This window comes from Pseudanabaena mucicola FACHB-723 (assembly GCF_014696385.1).
Classification (GTDB): Bacteria; Cyanobacteriota; Cyanobacteriia; order Pseudanabaenales; family Pseudanabaenaceae; genus Pseudanabaena.
In genome coordinates this window covers 1-20092 of the sequence record NZ_JACJQB010000003.1, presented here as the reverse complement: position 1 = coordinate 20092, position 20092 = coordinate 1, and the positions used below count along the sequence as shown (strand labels likewise).

The 20092-nt window shown below is 38.5% G+C and carries 17 protein-coding genes and 1 pseudogene; 16 read left to right on the top strand and 2 right to left on the bottom strand.

Features of this window, described 5'->3' with window-relative positions:
* From H6F41_RS02895 to H6F41_RS02820, 16 genes are read left to right on the top strand one after another with little or no spacing between them, the layout of a single operon-like run.
* Positions 1–864 carry an FkbM family methyltransferase gene (locus H6F41_RS02895; RefSeq protein ID WP_190401981.1) on the top strand — a complete coding sequence of 288 codons (864 nt, stop codon included), beginning with the start codon at positions 1–3 and terminating at the stop codon, positions 862–864.
* Positions 865–885: 21 nt separating this feature from the next.
* On the top strand, positions 886–1899 hold the full coding sequence (locus H6F41_RS02890) for a glycosyltransferase family 2 protein (RefSeq protein WP_190401980.1): 1014 nt from the start codon (positions 886–888) through the stop codon (positions 1897–1899).
* Between the two features lie 42 nt (positions 1900–1941).
* On the top strand, positions 1942–3705 hold the full coding sequence (gene asnB, locus H6F41_RS02885; protein ID WP_190401979.1) for an asparagine synthase (glutamine-hydrolyzing): 1764 nt from the start codon (positions 1942–1944) through the stop codon (positions 3703–3705).
* Positions 3702–4688, top strand: a complete 987-nt coding sequence (locus H6F41_RS02880) for a glycosyltransferase family 2 protein (protein WP_190401978.1) — start codon at positions 3702–3704, stop codon at positions 4686–4688. Before asnB (H6F41_RS02885) ends, H6F41_RS02880 begins: the two co-directional genes overlap by 4 nt.
* A complete protein-coding gene (locus H6F41_RS02875) occupies positions 4678–5619 on the top strand; it encodes a glycosyltransferase family 2 protein (RefSeq protein WP_190401977.1) in 942 nt (313 codons plus the stop codon). The genes H6F41_RS02880 and H6F41_RS02875 overlap by 11 nt, the downstream gene beginning before the upstream one ends.
* 36 nt (positions 5620–5655) lie before the next feature.
* On the top strand, positions 5656–6471 hold the full coding sequence (locus H6F41_RS02870; RefSeq protein WP_190401976.1) for a class I SAM-dependent methyltransferase: 816 nt from the start codon (positions 5656–5658) through the stop codon (positions 6469–6471).
* Positions 6449–7006 carry an acyltransferase gene (locus H6F41_RS02865; RefSeq protein WP_190401975.1) on the top strand — a complete coding sequence of 186 codons (558 nt, stop codon included), beginning with the start codon at positions 6449–6451 and terminating at the stop codon, positions 7004–7006. Before H6F41_RS02870 ends, H6F41_RS02865 begins: the two co-directional genes overlap by 23 nt.
* Positions 7007–7033: 27 nt before the next feature.
* A complete protein-coding gene (locus H6F41_RS02860; RefSeq protein ID WP_190401974.1) occupies positions 7034–8449 on the top strand; it encodes a hypothetical protein in 1416 nt (471 codons plus the stop codon).
* Positions 8450–8472: 23 nt separating this feature from the next.
* On the top strand, positions 8473–9396 hold the full coding sequence (locus H6F41_RS02855) for a glycosyltransferase family 2 protein (protein ID WP_190401973.1): 924 nt from the start codon (positions 8473–8475) through the stop codon (positions 9394–9396).
* 54 nt (positions 9397–9450) lie between these two features.
* Positions 9451–10647: a glycosyltransferase family 4 protein gene (locus tag H6F41_RS02850; protein ID WP_190401972.1), complete on the top strand. Its 1197-nt coding sequence runs from the start codon at positions 9451–9453 to the stop codon at positions 10645–10647.
* 6 nt (positions 10648–10653) lie between these two features.
* Positions 10654–11628: a GDP-mannose 4,6-dehydratase gene (locus H6F41_RS02845; RefSeq protein WP_190401971.1), complete on the top strand. Its 975-nt coding sequence runs from the start codon at positions 10654–10656 to the stop codon at positions 11626–11628.
* Between the two features lie 6 nt (positions 11629–11634).
* The gene (locus H6F41_RS02840) at positions 11635–12789 is read left to right on the top strand and encodes a glycosyltransferase (RefSeq protein WP_190401970.1); all 1155 of its coding nucleotides are present in this window, start codon (positions 11635–11637) and stop codon (positions 12787–12789) included.
* Positions 12790–12824: 35 nt separating this feature from the next.
* Complete coding sequence (locus tag H6F41_RS02835) at positions 12825–14549, top strand: carbamoyltransferase family protein (protein ID WP_190401969.1); 1725 nt, start codon at positions 12825–12827, stop codon at positions 14547–14549.
* A 40-nt stretch (positions 14550–14589) separates the two neighbouring features.
* A complete protein-coding gene (asnB, locus tag H6F41_RS02830; protein ID WP_190401968.1) occupies positions 14590–16389 on the top strand; it encodes an asparagine synthase (glutamine-hydrolyzing) in 1800 nt (599 codons plus the stop codon).
* Positions 16386–17558: a glycosyltransferase gene (locus tag H6F41_RS02825; protein ID WP_190401967.1), complete on the top strand. Its 1173-nt coding sequence runs from the start codon at positions 16386–16388 to the stop codon at positions 17556–17558. Before asnB (H6F41_RS02830) ends, H6F41_RS02825 begins: the two co-directional genes overlap by 4 nt.
* A gap of 14 nt (positions 17559–17572) precedes the next feature.
* Entirely contained in the window at positions 17573–18628 is a 1056-nt protein-coding gene (locus H6F41_RS02820) for an NAD-dependent epimerase (protein ID WP_190401966.1), read from the top strand.
* Here H6F41_RS02820 and H6F41_RS02815 read toward each other — a convergent pair.
* Both H6F41_RS02815 and H6F41_RS02810 read right to left on the bottom strand, forming a co-directional pair.
* Positions 18629–19650: pseudogene (locus tag H6F41_RS02815) on the bottom strand (RNA-guided endonuclease InsQ/TnpB family protein); the annotation flags it as partial.
* On the bottom strand, positions 19647–20092 hold a 446-nt coding region (locus H6F41_RS02810), incomplete at its 5' end, for an IS630 family transposase (protein ID WP_190401965.1). The pseudogene H6F41_RS02815 and the gene H6F41_RS02810, both read right to left, overlap by 4 nt.

The window sequence follows — 20092 nt, the reverse complement described above, 5'->3', positions numbered from 1 at the left end:
ATGTTTACTGAGATCCTTAAAACATGGCGATTTATTCGCTCTCATCCCTTATCATCACAAAATCTACCTACCGCGCTTAGTCGATGGCTCAAATGGCAAATTGGTTCGCGCATTTTAAACTTTCCAGTTGTAATTGCATTTGTTGGTGACTCCCAACTAGTAGTTGAGAGGGGCATGACTGGTGCTACAGGTAATATTTATGCTGGATTACATGAATTTGCGGATATGGCATTTTGTTTACATCTGTTGAGACCAGACGATTTATTTGTTGATGTGGGTGCAAATATTGGTTCCTACACGATTATCGCTTCAAAAGTTGTTCGCGCAAATAGTTTGGCACTAGAACCAGTACCAGAAACATTTAAGCGGCTACAACGTAATATCAATCTAAATGACATAGCTTCTTTAGTTGATGCTCGTTGTTGTGCCGCAGGACTAACTCATGGCTCGCTCATGTTCTCTGATAGTCTTGATACAATGAACAAAGTAGTAAATAAAGAGTATTCAGGAAGCTCTATAGAAGTGCCTGTCAAGTCTCTTGATTCTATGCTGGATAATCTGCAACCAACCCTAATAAAAATAGATGTAGAAGGTTTTGAACCCACAGTAATAGCTGGAGCAGTGAAGACTCTACTTCGCGATTCGTTGTTGGCTATTTTAATAGAAACAGTTACCCCTGAAATTAGAGAAACTCTACAAAAATCTGGTTTTAAAGAATTTAGATATGATCCTTTCAAGCGAGAGTTATTAGATTCAGAAGAACTGTATTTAGGTAACAATTACTTATGGATTCGGAATCCTACTCGAATTTTAGATCGGTGCAAATCAGCACCTATATATCAAGTTTTGGGTGTTTCTTTCTAAATAAAGCAAATGTTTTTAGATATGCAAAGTCTGATTGGTGTATTAGTAAAAGATTTTTGGCGTTACCAAGCTGCAATCCTTGCCAAAGATAATAGTTATCTATCCATTTGCAATCGTTATGAAAAGCTCCAAGTATCTCCAGATAGCGAAGGTTTTTTTTGTGATTGGTTGTGGACTTCTGACCTACACGCCCCCAAAATATTGCCATTTTTAGGTAAGCAACTCTTTAGAAAAGCCTTAATCCATCATCCCATCGCTTTTGCTGATTCTATTGAAAACTTGAATTCACCGCAGGTAAGCTTTATCATTGGACATCGTGGAAAGTCTCGTTTATCCCATCTTCTAAAAACCTTAGAAAGCATTGCAGGACAGATAGATATCACACTTGAATGTATTGTCGTTGAGCAGGACAATTTATCTATACTGCCAGAATATTTACCTTCTTGGGTCGAATATATCCATACTCCACTTTCAACTGTGGACATGCTCTATTGCCGTTCATGGGCTTTCAATGTTGGTGCTAAACAAGCAAAATCAGATGTTTTGATATTCCACGACAACGATTTTTTGATTTCTCAAGACTATGCCAAAGAAGTTTTAAGACGCATAAAACAAGGCTATGAAGTAGTTAATGTTAAGCGATTTTTATTTTATTTGTCTCAATTGGGGACTAAACAGTTTTTTGACGGTCGCGATTCTCTAATCAAGCAACCTTTAGAAAAAGTCGTGCAAAATCTAGAAGCAGGTGGTAGCATTGCGATCGCCCGTGATAAATATTGGGAGATAGGTGGTTTCGATGAAGCTTTTATCGGCTGGGGCGGCGAAGACAATGAATTTTGGGAAAGAGCGCAAACCCTTAAAGTCTGGAATTACGGATACTTACCAATGGTGCATCTTTGGCATCCTTCCCAACCAGGCAAAGATTTAGTGGATACTCCTGCTATTTCCTATTACCAAAGAATAAGCCAAATACCAATAGACGTTCGTATCAGTAACTTAATACAGTGTTTGAAGTCTAATCCGATACAGGATTAATCCTAGAAATTTAATGTATCGTTAAAAATAGGAGTGTTAATTATGTGTGGATTAGTAGGCTGGCAGTCCGTTTCTAAGCAAGATATTGCACCCCAAGTCCTAGACAATGCCTTAGATTCGATCGCTCATCGCGGTCCTGACGATTCAGGGACATATTTTGACGATGATTTGGGAATTGCATTAGGGCATCGCCGACTAAGCATTATCGATCTGAGCGATGCTAGTCATCAGCCAATGATAGATCCACAAGCAGGTGTAGTAATTGTCTATAATGGCGAACTATATAACTTTCGATCGCTGCGAACCCAACTAGAAACACTAGGACATCACTTTAAATCACGTGGTGATACTGAAGTAGTTCTGAGGGCTTTTATTCAATGGGGCGCTGGTTGCTTTAACTATTTTGCGGGTATGTTTGCTGTTGCCATTTGGGATAAACCAAACCAAAGCCTTTATCTAGCAAGAGATCCAACGGGAATGAAACCACTTTATTATGGTGAACTTCCCGATCGTAAAGGAATTGTATTTGCCTCGGAGATAAAAGCATGGCTACAAATCCCAGATTTTCAAGTTAACCTCGATCAACAATCTTTACAGCAATTTTTAGAATTTGGTTACACATTTGATCAAGATCGAACCATCTTAGCCAACGTCAAAAAAATTCCTCCAGGCTTCTATTTAAAAGTACAGCGAGGTAAAACCCAAGAAATTTGTCAATACTTTACCCCGCCTTCTGCGTTACCTGAAACGCTTATAAAACCATCCGACCAATTGGAACATTTGTATGCAACATTTAAACAAGTTGTTTCAGAACATTTACTTGCCGATGTGCCTGTTGGCATACTTCTATCAGGCGGTTTAGACTCCAGCCTGTTAACTTCTTTAGCATCAAAGCATGGACAAGTGACAACCATCAGCATGGCGTTTGCAGAGTCTACGATCGATGAAAGGGCTAATGCCCAAATAGTCGCACAGTATGCAAATACAAAGCACCATGAAGTGATTATTAGCCCCAATGAAGTAATTGGGCAAATTCAAAATAAAGCATGGATTTTTGATGATTTATTTTCTGATTGGGGAACCATTAGCACAAACATTCTTTATCAAAAATGTCGCGATATGGGTATTAAAGTTGTTTTGGTTGGCGAAGGTTCAGATGAGTTATTTGCAGGCTATGGCACTTTTGTGCAACCTCATGGAATTCAAGAATGGCAAATATTTAAACTTTACCAGCGCTATGCAGGTAGACGCTACGGTAAGTTTTATCCAAAGTTTCGTAATATATTTAAAAATTACTTAAATATATCTTCAGGTGACTTTTGCCAAGCCGTTCGCTTATTTGAGTCTCAACGGCAACTACCCAATAACTATGTCATGAAAGTAGATAAAGCGAGTATGGCAGCCAGTGTAGAAGCTCGTTCACCTTTTTTAGATCGTCGAATTGCCGAAATTGCATACCGCTTACCTAGTAATTATTTACTAGATCAAAGCAGCAATAAGTTAATACTAAGAGAAATGGCTCAAAAATATGATTTGTTGCCTGAAGTTGTCAGCGATCGCCCTAAGTTCGGAGCTTCGATCGCTAGTTCATGGATTGAAGAAAATTCACAATTTCGTCAATTTGCCAGTGATGTTATCTTGCAACCAAATACTTGGTGTCAAAAACTAGGATTGCAATCTGCTATGGAAGATTATCTAATTCATGGCAAAAAAGGATATGCTTTGCCGAGTAATTTATCTATATTTACTCATATTGCTTGGCGGCTGTTATTACTTGAACTCTGGTCTGGGTTTTATTTAAAATGATAACTAATCGTATCCAAGGTCTAGTTAGTACCATTATCCCTGTACATAATCGCCCAGAAGAACTTGTTCGAGCAGTTGAAAGTGTGCTTGCTCAAACTTATCAACAAATTGAAATTATTATTGTTGATGATGGTTCTACAGATTCAACATTCGCCGTTGCTCAACAACTAGCATCTGGATATCCCAATATAATCTATGCCTATTCGCAAACTAATAGTGGTCCTGGTGTAGCTAGGGAAAAAGGGCGTATTCATGCTAACGGTGAATTCATTCAGTACTTAGATAGCGACGATATTCTGTTGCCTAATAAGTTTCAGTTGCAAGTTGCGGAATTACAAGCTAATCCAGATTGTGATGTTTCCTATGGCATGGTGCGTTATCGCTATGCAGATGGGAGTGTAACAACTGAACCTCAGAAGCATACAGGTGTTTGTGTACCGACTGTATTTCCTCTGATGTTGCAGTATCGTTGGTGGGACACTCCAGTTCCACTCTATAGAGCGGAAATATGCGATCGCGCAGGGGCTTGGACAGGACTCCGTATAGAAGAAGATTGGGAATACGATTGTCGAATTGCTGCACTAGATGTCAAATTAAGTTATTGTCCTGAGTATGTTTGCGAAATATCTATGCACGATGGAGTGCGGTTAAGTCGTGGTGCAGCTCTCGATCCTAGTCGTCTTCGCGATCGGGCAGAAGCCCATGAGTTAATCCTAAGCCATGCGATCAAAGCTGGAATAACTAAAGAACAATCAGAAATGCAACATTTTTCTAAAGAGTTATTTCTTTTGTCGCGTCAATGCGGAGCCGCAGGGTTAACTACAGAATCTAAAAAGTTATTTAATTTGTCCCGTCAAGCATCAATGCTTATAGCCAAAGATAATATTAAGTACAAGTGCTATAAAATGATAGCCAGTTTGATCGGGTGGGAATATACAGGTAAATTAGCTTGTTGGAGCGATCGGTGGCGTAATGCAGAATAATCCTCAAGTATCAGTAGTAATGGGTGTTTACAATGGCGCAAATTCATTACCCCGCACCATTGAAAGTATCCTGAATCAAGAAAATGTAGATTTTGAATTTATTGTGGTCAATGATGGCTCTAAGGATGATACTGGTAAGATTTTAGAAGCTTATGCTCAGCAAGATTCTAGAATGCGAGTTATTCATCAAGAAAATACAGGATTAACAAAAGCTTTAATTTGTGGTTGTGCAGAAGCAAAAGGAGAATTTATTGCCCGTCAAGATGTAGGTGATATATCTTATCCAAATCGACTAGCATTGCAGCTAGAGGAACTAGTTCAAAGAACTCAAGCCGTTTTTGTATCTTGTGGCACAAGATATGTAGATCCTGATTATGAGATTTTATATGAAGTTAGAATATCCGAAGAAGAACTAAATGAAGGCTTACATCCTAAGTCTTTAGAGAATATAAAAGGACCTTCTCATCATGGCAGCGTAATGTTTAGACGTAATTTCTATCACATAGTTGGTGGATATAGGGCTGAATATAAGGTGGCTCAAGATATAGACTTGTGGATTAGAATGGCAGAAAAAGGAAAGTGTCTTAGTATTCCAGATATATTGTACGAAGCAGTTATAGATCCCAAAAGCATTAGCTCAAATAAGCGAAAACAGCAAATTTTAGCGGCTCAATCATCTATAGATACTGCAATTTTGAGAGCCAATAACATGTCTGAATCATCAACTCTAATATCCCTAGAACAAAAGCTAAAACAATTTGCTGCTAAGCAAATGATACCTTCATTTGTTTCTGAATCAAATGCTTGGTATTTTATAGGTGCTTCAGCCTTAAAATACTCTAAACAACGTGCTAGAAAATATTGGCTAAAATCACTTCGATGCTTTCCTTTGCACGTTAAGTCATGGATTAGATTACTAACAAACTATTAAACTACTAAACCTCTAAACTCAACTCAGGGAATAATAATGCAACCACCAGTTTACAATCCAAATTGGGATGAAGAAACAAAAGCACTATACGTCCATGATATGCGGGAAATTTGGGACAATTCGATAGCTTTACAGGTCTGGAATCAATATCATAATCAACTTGATATGTATATTGATTTAGTATCTCAAAAGGGGGATAAATTGAAAATACTTGATATTGGTTGCGCTCAGGCAACACTCGCTTTAATGCTTGCAGAAAAAGGACATGAAGTTCTTGCCGTCGATATCAGATCAAATTTTATTGACTATGCCAAGTCTCGCTATACTCACGGCAACATTGATTTTATTGTTGGCAATGCACTTGAAATGGAACTCAAACAAGATTTTGATATAGTTTTTGCTAATCAAATTATTGAACATTTAATATACCCAAATCAATTAGTAGAAAGACTAGTACAGTTCTTGAAAAATGGCGGACACCTAATTGCCACAACTCCCAACTATTTTTATATTAAGAATAATTTGCCAAGCTTTAGTGAATTGGGCAACGTAGAAGATTATGAACATTTACAGTTTACCGCCGATTCAGATGGACATTTTTTTGCTTATCGCAATGATGAGTTGATTAAAATATTTGAAGAGGAAGGATTAAAAGTGACTTCTTCTAGATATTTTGAATCCCCCTTAATATCTGGACATATGAAGTTGCGTTATCTGCATAAGTATATTAGTTATCCAATCCTAAAACTTATTGATGGTTTTATTTTACGTACTCCATGGCTAGGACGCATATTAGCTCACCAACAATTAATTATTGGTCAAAAAAATTATGAACGCTTTTCAGATGCTTGAAAAACACAAACAAAGATTTTCAAAAAATGCCGATTATCTTAGGGCTAATTTATTGGCTTTACAGGGCATGAAGATAGGTCAAAAAGTTGCAATTGGAAGAGGATGTATTATCGATCATCCTTGGCAAGTTCAGCTAGGGGAACGTTCTTGTTTAGAACAAAATGTAAGGTTAAAGATAGTATCTGATGAAGCTATTGTCAAAATCGGCAATTATACTTATCTAGCACAAGGAGTAATATTAGATATAATTAATACAATACACATTGGCAATCATACATTAGTAGCACCTAACTGTTTTATTACAGATCATAATCATGGTATTGACAGAGACAAACGAATTGATCAACAGGCTTGTATCTCTGATTCAGTTTATATTGGCGATGATGTCTGGTTAGGGGCTAATGTTGTTGTTTTAGCTGGAGTAAAAATAAATGATGGTGCTGTCATTGGTGCTGGTGCTGTCGTTACCCATGATATCGATGCATATGCGATCGCAGTTGGCATCCCAGCTAAACAAATTGGGCATAGACAATAGTTAACAAAAAAGTTAGGGACTATATTGATGAGCGATAATATAATAATAGTTCTTATCAGTCTATTTATACTTATAGCTATCATAAGCAATTGGAGAAATGGGACTTCAATTGCATTGTATGTGGGCTTTTTGCAGGAATCTGTAAGAAAAATAATTCCCGATCAACCAGTCTATTTAAACCTGTTAATAGTAGTTGTGATTGTTTTAACATTTTTTTCTGCAATAACTCAATTAAATCAATTTAATCTTTCAGATACTTTCCAAAGAAACAAAAATCTGATTAACCTGTTTCAAATATTTATTGTATTTATTTTTATACAAGCAACGAATGCTTTTCTTAGAACTAACTCTCCTGTCGTTCCAACTATAGGCATTCTGGCTTACTTACTACCCTTACTCGTCATCGTTCTTACATACTATTACTTTCGCCATCCTCAAAACTTTGAAAAACTAGCACTAACTTATGTCCTGATAAACATAGTTGTTGCTTGTAGTGTATATCTTGAATGGAGTGATATTGTAGACTGGCAAATTCTCAAGCCAGTTGGCGAAGCCCTAAGAATTACTGATAGTCGAGTTAGTGGTGGTTTTTTAATATCTCATGCAGGTTTAATGCGAACATCTGAAGTTGCGGCTTGGCATATGGGAAGCAGTATTTGCGCCACATTTTTACTATTTCTAGTGGGCAGCTACAAAAAAATAAGCTTTATGGTATTACCAGTCATAATGCTCCTATTCAGCGCAGGCTTACTAACTGGTCGTCGCAAATTTATTGTTACAGTGGTGACCTTTTTAATATCTTACGCAATCCTATATCTTTTGAGTTCGATATCAGTCAGCAAAAAAATGTCAATTCAACCATTAATTGTATTGATGATTGTTTTATTGATAGGTTCTATATCTCTAAGCTCAATATTAGATACGGATATATTTGATACCTACACCACAAGAGGGACAGTATCTGTCTCTGACGTACAAGACCGCTTTAGTCAACTAGGCTTAGGTTCCTTGCAGTGGGCACTTGATCGTAGCAATTGGTTAGGTTTTGGGGCTGGTATTGTTAGTCAAGGTAGTCAATATGTATCTGGCGAGGATTACAGTATGCTTGCAGGTGCTAGCGAGGGGGGATTAGGCAAAATAATTATCGAATTGGGCATTCCTGGCCTTATTTTGTGTGCTGTTATAGTCTATATGTTGATCCAATACCTATGGAAAACATTGATATCCATGCATCAGGCTGACACTAGGCTCGGAACCCTAGTCAATGGTATTCTCGCCTTTCAAATTGCGAATTTTGCTGTATTCACTAGTGCCGTTCAGATATATGGAGATCCGTTTGTTCTCAGTATTCAAGGTTTTTGTATGGGATTTGCCTTGGCATCATGGAAGTTTATATCTCATAAAACTCAACCAATATCTCAACAAATAAGCCATAAAATGTAGTTAAAAATTAAATTGTAAATAGAATGACTCAATCAACATTGCCCATTAGTATTATTATCCCAACGTATCAGAGGGAACAGGTACTAATAGATACGTTGACTTACCTTTTGGAGTTATCACCTAAAGCTGCCGAAATTATTGTTGTTGATCAAACCCAGCAGCACCAACCTGAAACTATTAGTCAACTTAGGGAATTAGAAATACAAGAAAAAATTCGCTGGATCAAGTTATCACAGCCATCAATCCCATCTGCCATGAATGAAGGCATACTTATAGCTAAATATGAGATTGTCCTTTTTCTGGATGACGATATCATTCCTGAGCATGATCTTGTGTTGTCCCATTGGCAAGCACATCAAGAATATGAAAATATTATCGTTGCTGGCAGAGTTATTCAACCATGGGAAGAAAATCAAAACCTCGCGGTTGCAAAAAGTCCATTCGCAACTACAGAAAATGGATGGAGATCTAATTTTATGGGTGGAAACTTTTCTATTCATACCCAACAAATTATTGCCCTAGGCGGATTCGATGAGAATTTTGTAAAAGTTGCTTATCAGTTTGAAGCAGAATTTGCTTATCGTTTTTTAAAGTCTGGGGCAAGGATCAAATTTGAGCCATCAGCCTGTATTCACCATCTTAAAGTAACTGCTGGTGGTACAAGGAGTCATGGACACCACCTCACCACTTGTCAGCCTAACCATACCGTTGGTGATTATTATTATCTTCTGCGTGCCAAAGAAATGCATGGACGCTTGTATAAAATATTAACCAGACCCATTCGTTCTATCACCAATCGTCATCACCTTTTTAAGCCTTGGTGGATTCCCTTTACGCTAATCGCTGAATTTAGAGGATTATTATGGGCTTTAAATTTATTTACTAGAGGACCATCATATATCGATCAGCACATTAAATTTACACCTCTTAACATAGACTCCGCTTAGGTAATTCTTATTATTTATATTATTGTCGATCTAGACTACAGCTATTAATAATCAATGTCTAACATCCCAAAAGTTTTAATTGTTGCCACTCATCCGATTCAATATCAAGTTCCTTGGTTCCAAGCTTTATCTCAAAGAAACGATATCTCTTTAGATGTCTTGTTTCTATCGATTTTAGACGCTCAACAACAAGGTGTAGGCTTCGGAATTTCTTTTGAATGGGATATTCCATTGTTAGACGGATATAAATGGAAAGTGGCAAAAGATTATTTAAAACAAACTATCTTTAAAGGTTTTACATCTCAGTATCTATCTAAACCACTGCAATTACTTAAAGAATTACAACCAGATGTTGTTATCTTAACTGGTTGGCAAGTCTTGCCATTACTGCAATTACTGTTAGCTTGTAAAATATTGAAAATACCTTGTGCAGTTAGAGGAGAATCTAATAGCCTCAAACCACGTCCATTTTTTATTTCATTACTACATCAAACAATCTTAAATCTTTACAATGCTTTTCTTGTTATTGGCAAAGCTAATCATTCTTTTTATTTAAAAAATGGAGTGCCTATACATAAACTCTTCTCCTGTCCATATTTTATAGATAATCAAAGATTTAGAGATACATCTATAAAATTAATGTCCCAAAGGCAACAATTAAGGGATAAATGGCAGATTTCATTTTCAAAAGTTTGTTTCTGTTATGTTGGTAAGCTAGAGACAAAAAAAAGAATTCTCGATTTACTAGAAGCATTAAAAAATTTAAAAAATTCTTCAAATTACGATTTGATTCATATACTTGTTGTCGGAACAGGCGAATTGATGGAATTAGCCCAAAAATTTGTGAGTGATCATAGCTTACCTGTAACTTTTGCTGGATTCCTTAACCAAAGCGAAATAGTTCAAGCTTACGTTGCGTCTGATTGCCTAGTCTTACCTTCTGATTACGGCGAAACATGGGGATTAGTGGTCAATGAAGCTATGGCTTGTGGCTTACCCGCTATAGTTAGTGACCGAGTTGGCTGTGGATTAGATTTAGTAGAGTCAGGAGTAACTGGTGAAACTTTTCCCTTCGCAGATAGCATTGCGTTGGCGAAATTACTTGATGTAGCTATTAGTGACTTTCCAAAATTAAAGATAATGGGAAAAAATGCTCAAAGACTTGTTTTTGAGAAATACTCAATTAATCAGTTGGTAGATGGAACGATTCAATCAGTGAATTATCTATTACCAACACATTCAAAAAATTAGGCAATCATGAAAAAAGTAGCCTTAATTTGCGGGATTTCAGGACAAGATGGAGCTTATCTTGCCCAGCTTTTGCTAAACAAAAATTATCAAGTATATGGAACCTCCCGTGATGCTCAAATATCCACTTTACGAAATTTAGAATGTTTAGGCATACGCAACCAAGTTAAATGTTTATCTATGTCGCTCACTGACTTTCGCAGCGTCCTCCAAGTATTAAGCCAAGTTCAGCCCGATGAAATCTATAACTTAGCTGGGCAAAGCTCCGTGGGCTTGTCCTTTGAGCAACCCGTCGAAACATTAGAAAGCATCGCCACAGGCACACTAAATTTATTGGAATCAATTCGCTTTATTGGTAAATCAACCAAACTCTACAATGCTGGCTCTAGCGAATGTTTTGGCGATACTCGTGGCTTACCTGCGGACGAAGAAACCCCATTTCGCCCTCGCAGCCCTTATGCAGTTGCGAAAGCTACAGCTTTTTGGGAAGTGGCAAATTATCGAGAAGCCTATAATTTATTTGCATGTTCTGGCATTTTGTTTAATCATGAATCTCCCCTGCGTCCAGATCGCTTTGTAACCCAAAAAATTATTGCCGCCGCTTGTCGCATAGCCAACGGTCAAACTGAAAAGCTCATATTAGGTAATCTTGATATTCAACGCGACTGGGGATACGCACCAGACTATGTTGAAGCAATGTACCTAATGCTTCAACAAGACAATCCAGATGATTTTGTGATTGCCACAGGAAAAACCATCAGTTTGTCAGACTTTATAGCTGAGGCTTTTGGATACTTGGGATTAAATTGGCAAGATCACGTAATTTCAGATCTATCTCTATATCGTCCAACTGATATATCGATCAGTCGGGCAAATCCGAATAAAGCTCATCAGAGACTAGGTTGGTACTCACAAACAAAAGTCACACAAATTGTTCAAGTCATGATTCAAGCAATGCAGCAGAAACTAACAATCAACAATTAAATTACTATGTCTACAATCCCTAAAATCCATGTTTGGCTACCCGATATTTTTCAATTCAAGGGTGGCATTCAGGTTTATTCAGCATTTTTAATCCAAGCTTTAGAGCAGGTTTTGCCAGATAGCGATCGCCATATATTTCTAAAAAATGATGCTAAAGCCACAAATGATCTAAATTTTAATTCGCAAACCAAATTTAATTTTGGGGGACAATATAAATCATCTTTTTTGCATACACCCATCTTTGCTTTTCAAGTTTTATTTGCAGCCTTAATACAAAAGCCAGATTTGATTATTTGCGGACATATCAACTTTTCACCCCTTGCCTTGGATATATTTAAATTATTAAAAATTCCTTATTGGTTAATTGTCTATGGTCTTGATGCTTGGGATCTTAAAGACCAAAATAAAATTAAAGCCTTAAAATCAGCACAAAAAATAATTTCTATTGGTGGATATACTCGCGATCGAATTGTCACAGAACAGCAAATCTCTAATACAGAATTTTCTTTGTTACCCGTAACATTTGATGCTAGTCAATTTACCATTCGACCTAAACTACAATATTTATTAGATCGTTATCAATTGGACATTGACCAACAGATTATACTCACCGTTGCTAGACTTGCTGGAAGCGATCGCTATAAAGGCTATGATCAAATAATCCAAGCCTTACCCACTATTCGCCAACAAATACCTAATGTTCATTACTTACTTGTGGGAAAAGGCGAAGATAGAGATCGCATTGAAAAATCAATTAAAGATCATCATCTCCAAGACTGCGTAACCTTAACAGGATTTATTCCTGACCATGAGCTTAATGATCACTATAACTTATGTGACGTATTTGCCATGCCTAGCAAAGGTGAAGGCTTTGGTATTGTCTATTTAGAAGCCCTTGCTTGCGGCAAGCCAGCTATTGGAGGCAATCAAGATGGGGCGATTGATGCTTTATGCAATGGAGAGTTAGGCATACTAATTGATCCTGATAATATTGAGCAAATAGCACAGGTGATCGTAGATACTCTACAAGGTAAACACCCACTACCCATTCTCTACCAGCCAGATTTACTTAGGCAAAAAGTCATAGAAATCTATGGCTTTGATAAATTTAAAGAAAGGCTAGCGCTGATTTTATTTGATCAATTCCCTAAATCAATTTAGCAATTAATATTTAGAAATTAATACTAGTAGCCACAATGACCAATATTCTTGGCATCAATGCCTTCCACGGTGACTCCTCTGCTTGCCTCGTCTGCAATGGCGAACTAATTGCTGCTGTCGAAGAAGAGAGGTTCAACCGCATCAAACATTGGGCAGGCTTCCCCGCAGCATCTATTCGTTACTGCCTTGAAGTTGCAGAACTTAATCCTCAGGATTTAGACCACGTTGCCGTTTCCTATAACTCCAAAGCCAACTTCTCGCGAAAACTGTTATTTGCCTTACAAACCCGTCCTCCTGTCGAATTATTACTAGAGCGCTTTAAAAAACAGCGTAAATCCCTTGGTCTCAAAGAAGAATTGTCTAAAGCCTGTGGGACTGCCTCCGATCAAATTAAAGCCCGTTTCCACAACTTAGAACACCATTCCACCCACCTATCCTGTGCTTTTAACGTTTCCCCCTTTGGGCAAGCTGCTATACTCTCCCTCGATGGCATGGGAGACTTTGTTAGTACCCTCATGGCTGCTGGTCGGGATAACGAGCTAGAGTACTTTAATCGGATTCATTATCCCCATTCCTTGGGTTTCCTTTACAATGCGGTCACACTTTACCTTGGGTTTCCTGCCTATGGCGATGAATATAAAGTAATGGGATTAGCTCCCTATGGAAAGCCTGAATACATAAAAGCTTTCAGGAAAATCATTCATCCAACCTCTGATGGCTTTGCATTAAATCTGGACTACTTCACCCATCACACCAAGGGCATTAGCATGAATTGGGAAGACGGCGCTCCCACTGTTGCCCCCTTCCACAGCCCAGAATTAGAAAAGTTGTTGGGTCCTGCCCGTCAATCCCAAGAAGCATTAACCGAACATCATCAAAATATAGCCGCTTCTCTCCAAGTTGCCACAGAAGAAATTATTTTTCATCTCCTCCGACAACTTCATCAAAAATTTCCCTCAGACAACTTATGTCTGGCAGGCGGCGTTGCCATGAACTCAGTGGCTAACGGTAAAATCAGTCAAAATACGCCGTTTAAAAATATTTACGTTCCTGTGGGAGCCGCAGACAACGGCACTTGTATTGGCGCAGCATTTTTCGTTTGGAATCAAATTCTCAAACAGCCTCGTAACTTTATTTTAGATAATGCTTACTGGGGAAGTGGATTTTCTGACGAAGATTGTCGGGCAGCATTTGAGAGACATCAACTACCTGCCTATCATTTAGCGCAATCAGATTTACTAGAAAAGGTCGTTACGGATCTCTGTGATGGTAAAGTAATTGGCTGGTTTCAAGGTCGCATGGAATTTGGCGCTCGTGCTTTGGGGAATCGTTCCCTTTTGGCTGATCCTCGCCGAGCGGATATGCGAGATATTATCAACCTTAAGATTAAATTTCGCGAAAAGTTTCGCCCTTTTGCGCCTAGTATCTTAGAGGAAAAAGTATCAGACTTTTTTGAAGTAAATGAAGCTTCTCCTTTTATGGAGAGGGTTTTTGCAATTCACCCTGAAAAACGCTCTCTAATTCCTGCCGTAACCCATGTGGATGGCTCTGGTCGATTACAAAGTGTTAGCCAAGCAAATAATCCTCTCTATTGGAGTTTGATCAATGCTTTCTATGAGCGTACCCAAATCCCCATATTGCTCAACACGTCACTCAATGAAAATGAACCGATTGTAAGAACTCCCGATGAAGCTATTCTGTGTTTTCTAAGAACGCAAATGGATGGACTCGTCCTTGGATCTTATTATTTTTGTCGATAAACACTATAGTCATACTGAATATACAAACTGATATTAAACTATGTGTGGTATCGCGGGAATTCTGTCCGTAAGGACCAGTAATGAGCTATCAAATCACATCCAAGCAATGCAAGGGGCGCTGAGTCATCGTGGACCCGATGACTCAGGTATTTATCTTTCAAATATTTCAGGCGATCGCCAATCAGCCCTAGCCCATACCCGCCTCTCAATTCTTGATCTGAGTGCTGCTGGTCATCAGCCCATGTCAACAACTGACGGTAGATATACAATTACCTTTAATGGTGAAATTTATAATTTTCAAGATTTAAGAAAAGAGTTAATTAGTCAAGGGGAAATTTTTAAATCGCAAACAGATACAGAAATAATTCTCAAGCTTTATCAAAAATTAGGACGTGAATGCGTAACCAAATTGCGAGGAATGTTTGCCTTTGCCATTTGGGATGAATTGGAAAAAACTTGTTTCATAGCCCGTGATCCTCTAGGAATTAAACCCCTCTACTATTGGCATTCTAACCAAACACTAGTATTTGCTTCCGAACTAAGAGCCGTTATTGCCTCTGGATTGCCACCAATAAATCTGAATTTAGCTGGTTTATATGGTTACTTGACTACTGGTTCCGTACCAGAACCACATACTTTAATCGCCGATATTCAATGCTTAGAAGCAGGTAATTGGCTATATTGGCAAGAGGGAAATCTTACCAAATATCAATACTGGCAACTAGACTTTACTCCTGAACAAATATCCCTTGCTGATGCTCAAGTTAAAGTTCGGCAAGCCCTGAAAGAATCAATTAAATATCACTTTATCAGTGATGTTCCTGTGGGCATTTTTCTCAGTGGCGGCATTGACTCAACTGCCATTCTCGCCTTAGCAACAGAGATTACATCCTCCCAATTGTCTACTTATTCGATCGCCTTTGCGAAACCAGAATGGAATGAAGGCGTATTAGCCCAAAAAGCTGCTAATCATTTTGGTGCTAAACATACAGAATTTCAGGTCGATTGCACCTTTGCTAAATCAGTTTTACCTGATTTCTTAGCATCAATAGATCAACCAACTATTGATGGATTTAATACATTTTGTGTTTCCAAAGTTGCCCACGACAATGGCATGAAAGTTGTTCTGTCTGGGCTTGGAGGTGATGAAATATTTGGTGGTTATAAATCATTTCAGTCAATCCCTCAAATGATGAAATGGGGCAGAAGATTGAATAAACTGCCTTATGTTAGTCAAGCATTAGCCTCTGGTTTACAACATTGGGGTAATACCTCAAAACTAAACCGTATTAGTGATTTTTTAAATAATCCGCCAACTTTTGCGTCTGCTTATAAAAATTTTCGCGGCATTTTTTCTCACTCGGAAGCGATCGCAATTATACAATCCCTTACCAAAAGCAACTATCTTCCCAGTCCAAAATTATCAAACTTTAATGACGATCGCATAACCCCAACGGATCAAGTTAGCCTCTTGGAATTAAGCTCTTATATGCGAAATCAACTGTTAAGAGATAGTGATGTGATGAGTATGCGCTGGGGCTTAGAATTGCGTGTTCCCTTCGTTGATCGCACCTTAATAGAATCCGTTGCCTCTATTCCCAGTCATATGCGTTTAGCTCAGTCAAAACAACTTTTGACAGCATCAATTCCTGAAATACCAGAATGGATCGTGAATCAACCGAAAAGAGGATTCTCCTTTCCCTTTGCCTCTTGGATGCAAACTGACTTTGGCGATTATTTCATGAATCTAGATATACCCAAAGAAATACCCCTCGATAGTTGGTATCGCCGATGGAGTCTAGCCATTCTTAAACATTGGTTAGCACAGGTTGGCTTATGAAAATCCTACATGTAATCCCATCAATAGCCCCTGTTAGAGGCGGACCAAGCATCGCCGTAATTGCCATGGTCAAGAGCCTTCGTATCGTTGGTATTGATGCCGAAATTGCAACTACAAATGACAACGGCAATACCTTACTGGATATCCCCCTCAATGACTTGCATGATTACCAATCCGTCCCCGTAAGATTTTTTGCAAGATTTTCGCCCAACCTTCACGCTATGCGTGAATTTGCCTTTTCCGCAAGCTTCACAACTTGGTTATGGCAACATATCCGCGATTACGATTTGATTCATGTTCATGCCATTTTTTCCTATCCCTCCACGATCGCCATGGCGATCGCTCGTTCACAAAATGTTCCTTATATTATTCGTCCCCTTGGTCAGCTTTGCGAATGGTCACTACAGCAAAGCAAACGCAAAAAAGAAGTTTATCTCACACTAATTGAAAAAGCTAACTTAAAAGGTGCTACGGCTTTACATCTTACTTCCAAACAAGAACAGAAAGAACTCGAATCATTAAACTGGAACTTGCCAAACTTTATCCTGCCCCATGGTTTAGTTCTACCCACTCCAATTCCTGCTGCTCGGCAACAACTTCACCAAATATTAAATATCCTCTTAGAAATTCCAATTATTCTTTTCTTATCAAGACTGCATCCCAAAAAAGGAATCGATTATTTGATTCCTGCCTTAGCGAAATTACAAAAACAAAACTTTGCCTTTGTCTTAGCAGGAAATGGTGATTCAGAATATGAAGCAGAACTCGATCGCCTCATTAAAGAAAATAACCTCAGCGATCGCACTTACAAACTGGGTTTTGTCTCTGGCGAAAAAAAGAATATTTGTTTGCAAGGAGCCGATCTCTATGTTCTTACTTCCCATTCTGAAAACTTTGGTGTTGCGGTTTTAGAAGCATTAGCTTCAGGCACACCTGCGATCGTGACCAAAGGCGTAGCTTTATCAGAATTGATTAAAGAACAAAATCTTGGCTGGGTTGTGGATTTGGAAATTAATGCGATCGCAGAGGCAATTCAACAGTTTCTCGATAATCAAAAAGTTGGCAAGATAATAGGCGATCGGGCAACGCAATATGTACAAGAAAACTACACTTGGGAAAAAATTGCTGCCCAGATGGCATTAATCTATAGCAAAATTACTAACCATTAACTTTTAATAGATCCATGAGAATATTAGTCACAGGAGTTGCGGGGTTTATTGGTTATCATTTAGCCAAAAGACTCCTTATAGAGGGAGGAAATGAGGTCTGTGGCATCGACAACTTAAATGATTATTACGATGTTCAACTAAAAAAAGATCGACTATTGCAGATCAAAGATTTTGAAAACTTCACCTTTCAACAAATGGATCTTAGCGATCGCAATGCCATGTCATCTCTTTTTACAACGTATAAGTTCGATTGCGTCGTCAACTTAGCAGCGCAAGCAGGAGTCCGCTACTCGATCGAAAATCCCCATACCTATGTAGATAGCAACCTAACAGGATTTGTAAATTTACTTGAAGGATGTCGCCATAGCCAAGTTAAGCATTTAGTATTCGCCTCTTCCAGCTCAGTTTATGGCGCAAACAAAAAAATCCCTTTTTCTGTCACCGATGATGTCAATCAGCCAATTTCGCTCTATGCAGCTACCAAAAAAGCCAATGAATTAATTGCCTATACCTATAGCCATCTCTATCAAATTCCCACAACGGGATTACGTTTTTTCACGGTCTATGGCGCTTGGGGTAGACCCGATATGGCTTATTACAAGTTTGTGAAAGCGATCGAAGAAGGTCAGCCAATTGATGTATATAACTTTGGTAATATGCAGCGCGATTTCACTTACATTGATGATGTTATTGAAGGAGTCATACGGGTGATCCAAAAGCCACAAATTCCTATTCAAAATGAAGATGGAACCATCTCAGCTCCCTACAAGCTTTACAACATTGGCAACAATCAGCCCGTAACATTGGGCAAATTTATTGAAGTAATTGAGCAAACTCTGGGTAAAGTTGCGACAAAGAACTTTCTGCCTATGCAACCAGGGGACGTACCAATAACCTATGCAGATGTTGATGCACTTATACAGGATGTAGGATTTAAGCCCTGTACATCTATCGAAGAAGGCATCGACAAATTTGTGACATGGTATCGGGGCTATTTTGACACTCCCCGCACTGAAGTGACGGGGATTCCTGATTCAGCGAGACAACTTACTAATCAGACTTACATCTAACTAGCAGAGGTCGAACTCTCCACAGGCGTAGAAATTTCCGTATGCCCTACGGTATTTTTTAATCCAACAGCCAAGATATTCAATGCAGCATTGTGGTCACGATCTAAAACCGTACCGCAATGACTGCATTGATGAGTGCGCTCACTCAGCGATTTCTTGACAGTTGTGCCACAATTTGAGCAATTTTGACTCGTATATTGTGGCGGCACTGCAACCGTGACCTTGCCAAATATCTTGCCAAAATACTCAACCCAGTCTCGAAACATAGACCAGCTTGCATCAGATATTGACTTAGCTAATTTATGATTCTTGACCATATTCCGCACTTGCAAGTCTTCATAGGCAATCAGGTCGTTAGACCGAACTACACACCTTGCAGTTTTTACTGCAAAGTCTTTACGCTGCCTACTTACTTGCAAGTGTTTTCTTGCTAATCGCTTAATTGCTTTGCGGCGATTAGCCGATCCCTTCTTTCGCTTAGAAACCTTGCGCTGCAACTTTTTAAGTTGACGCTCTGATTTTCTAAGAAATCTAGGATTGTCTACAGTTTGACCATTACTGTCGGTATAGAAGTGATTTAAACCAACATCTAAACCAATCGTGGTTTTAGATGGCTCAACATCTTCTCTACGGTCAACGTCTACACAAAATTGAGCATAGTAACCATCGGCACGGCGAACCAGTCTGACACGTTTAATTTGCTCGATCTGATAGAAGTTTAGATCTCGACTGCCAACTAATTTGATCCTGCCAATCTTAAAACCGTCAGTCAAAGTTAGATATTTTCTGTCTTCAGAAATTTTCCATCCAGTTTGTTTGTACTCAACTGAATGACTACGTTTCTTGAATTTTGGATATCCTTTCTTGCCTGATACTTTCTTTTTGCAGTTATCAAAGAATTTAGCAATACCAGACCATGCTCTTTCAGCACTTGATTGCCTTGCTTGGGAGTTTAATTTATTTGCAAAATCAAAATCCTTAGCAAGCACAGCCATGAACTTATTGAGGTCGTAAGTAGCTAAGCAAAATTAATTACATAAGTTGAACCAAAGTCTCGAAGAACTTTTTCAACATAAGAGACTAAACTTTCCCAAGATTCATATGCATTGAGTTCAATCCACTCATACTTCATGAAACGCCACAAAATTTCAATCAAGTTCAACTGGGGACTATAAGGGGGTAACTGGAAAATCTCAACTTGCTGGTTCTTCCACTGCTCTAATTTCTCTTGAATCAGTTGACTGGTATGAATAGAGGCTTTATCCATAACAATCACTGTTGGCTTGGTAGATTGACGAGCAAAGTCATCGATACAAGCGAGAATGACTGCACTGGTGATACTGCGTTCAAAAACATAAGCAGATAAGTCATTGTTTCGATTCATCAAACCCACGACATTTAACCTCTTACTGCGTTGACTGGGTAAGCTTAAACCCGTCCCTTTCTCTTGCCAAGCATAGGGAA

Excerpts from the sequence above, each read along its gene's own strand:
- asnB (WP_190401979.1), top strand. The coding sequence starts at position 1,942 with ATGTGTGGATTAGTAGGCTGGCAGTCCGTTTCTAAGCAAGATATTGCA.
- H6F41_RS02840 (WP_190401970.1), top strand. The coding sequence starts at position 11,635 with ATGTCTACAATCCCTAAAATCCATGTTTGGCTACCCGATATTTTTCAA.
- H6F41_RS02825 (WP_190401967.1), top strand. The coding sequence starts at position 16,386 with ATGAAAATCCTACATGTAATCCCATCAATAGCCCCTGTTAGAGGCGGA.
- H6F41_RS02875 (WP_190401977.1), top strand. The coding sequence starts at position 4,678 with ATGCAGAATAATCCTCAAGTATCAGTAGTAATGGGTGTTTACAATGGC.
- H6F41_RS02860 (WP_190401974.1), top strand. The coding sequence starts at position 7,034 with ATGAGCGATAATATAATAATAGTTCTTATCAGTCTATTTATACTTATA.
- H6F41_RS02820 (WP_190401966.1), top strand. The coding sequence starts at position 17,573 with ATGAGAATATTAGTCACAGGAGTTGCGGGGTTTATTGGTTATCATTTA.
- H6F41_RS02850 (WP_190401972.1), top strand. The coding sequence starts at position 9,451 with ATGTCTAACATCCCAAAAGTTTTAATTGTTGCCACTCATCCGATTCAA.
- H6F41_RS02845 (WP_190401971.1), top strand. The coding sequence starts at position 10,654 with ATGAAAAAAGTAGCCTTAATTTGCGGGATTTCAGGACAAGATGGAGCT.
- H6F41_RS02880 (WP_190401978.1), top strand. The coding sequence starts at position 3,702 with ATGATAACTAATCGTATCCAAGGTCTAGTTAGTACCATTATCCCTGTA.
- asnB (WP_190401968.1), top strand. The coding sequence starts at position 14,590 with ATGTGTGGTATCGCGGGAATTCTGTCCGTAAGGACCAGTAATGAGCTA.
- H6F41_RS02895 (WP_190401981.1), top strand. The coding sequence starts at position 1 with ATGTTTACTGAGATCCTTAAAACATGGCGATTTATTCGCTCTCATCCC.
- H6F41_RS02855 (WP_190401973.1), top strand. The coding sequence starts at position 8,473 with ATGACTCAATCAACATTGCCCATTAGTATTATTATCCCAACGTATCAG.
- H6F41_RS02865 (WP_190401975.1), top strand. The coding sequence starts at position 6,449 with ATGAACGCTTTTCAGATGCTTGAAAAACACAAACAAAGATTTTCAAAA.
- H6F41_RS02890 (WP_190401980.1), top strand. The coding sequence starts at position 886 with ATGCAAAGTCTGATTGGTGTATTAGTAAAAGATTTTTGGCGTTACCAA.
- H6F41_RS02835 (WP_190401969.1), top strand. The coding sequence starts at position 12,825 with ATGACCAATATTCTTGGCATCAATGCCTTCCACGGTGACTCCTCTGCT.
- H6F41_RS02870 (WP_190401976.1), top strand. The coding sequence starts at position 5,656 with ATGCAACCACCAGTTTACAATCCAAATTGGGATGAAGAAACAAAAGCA.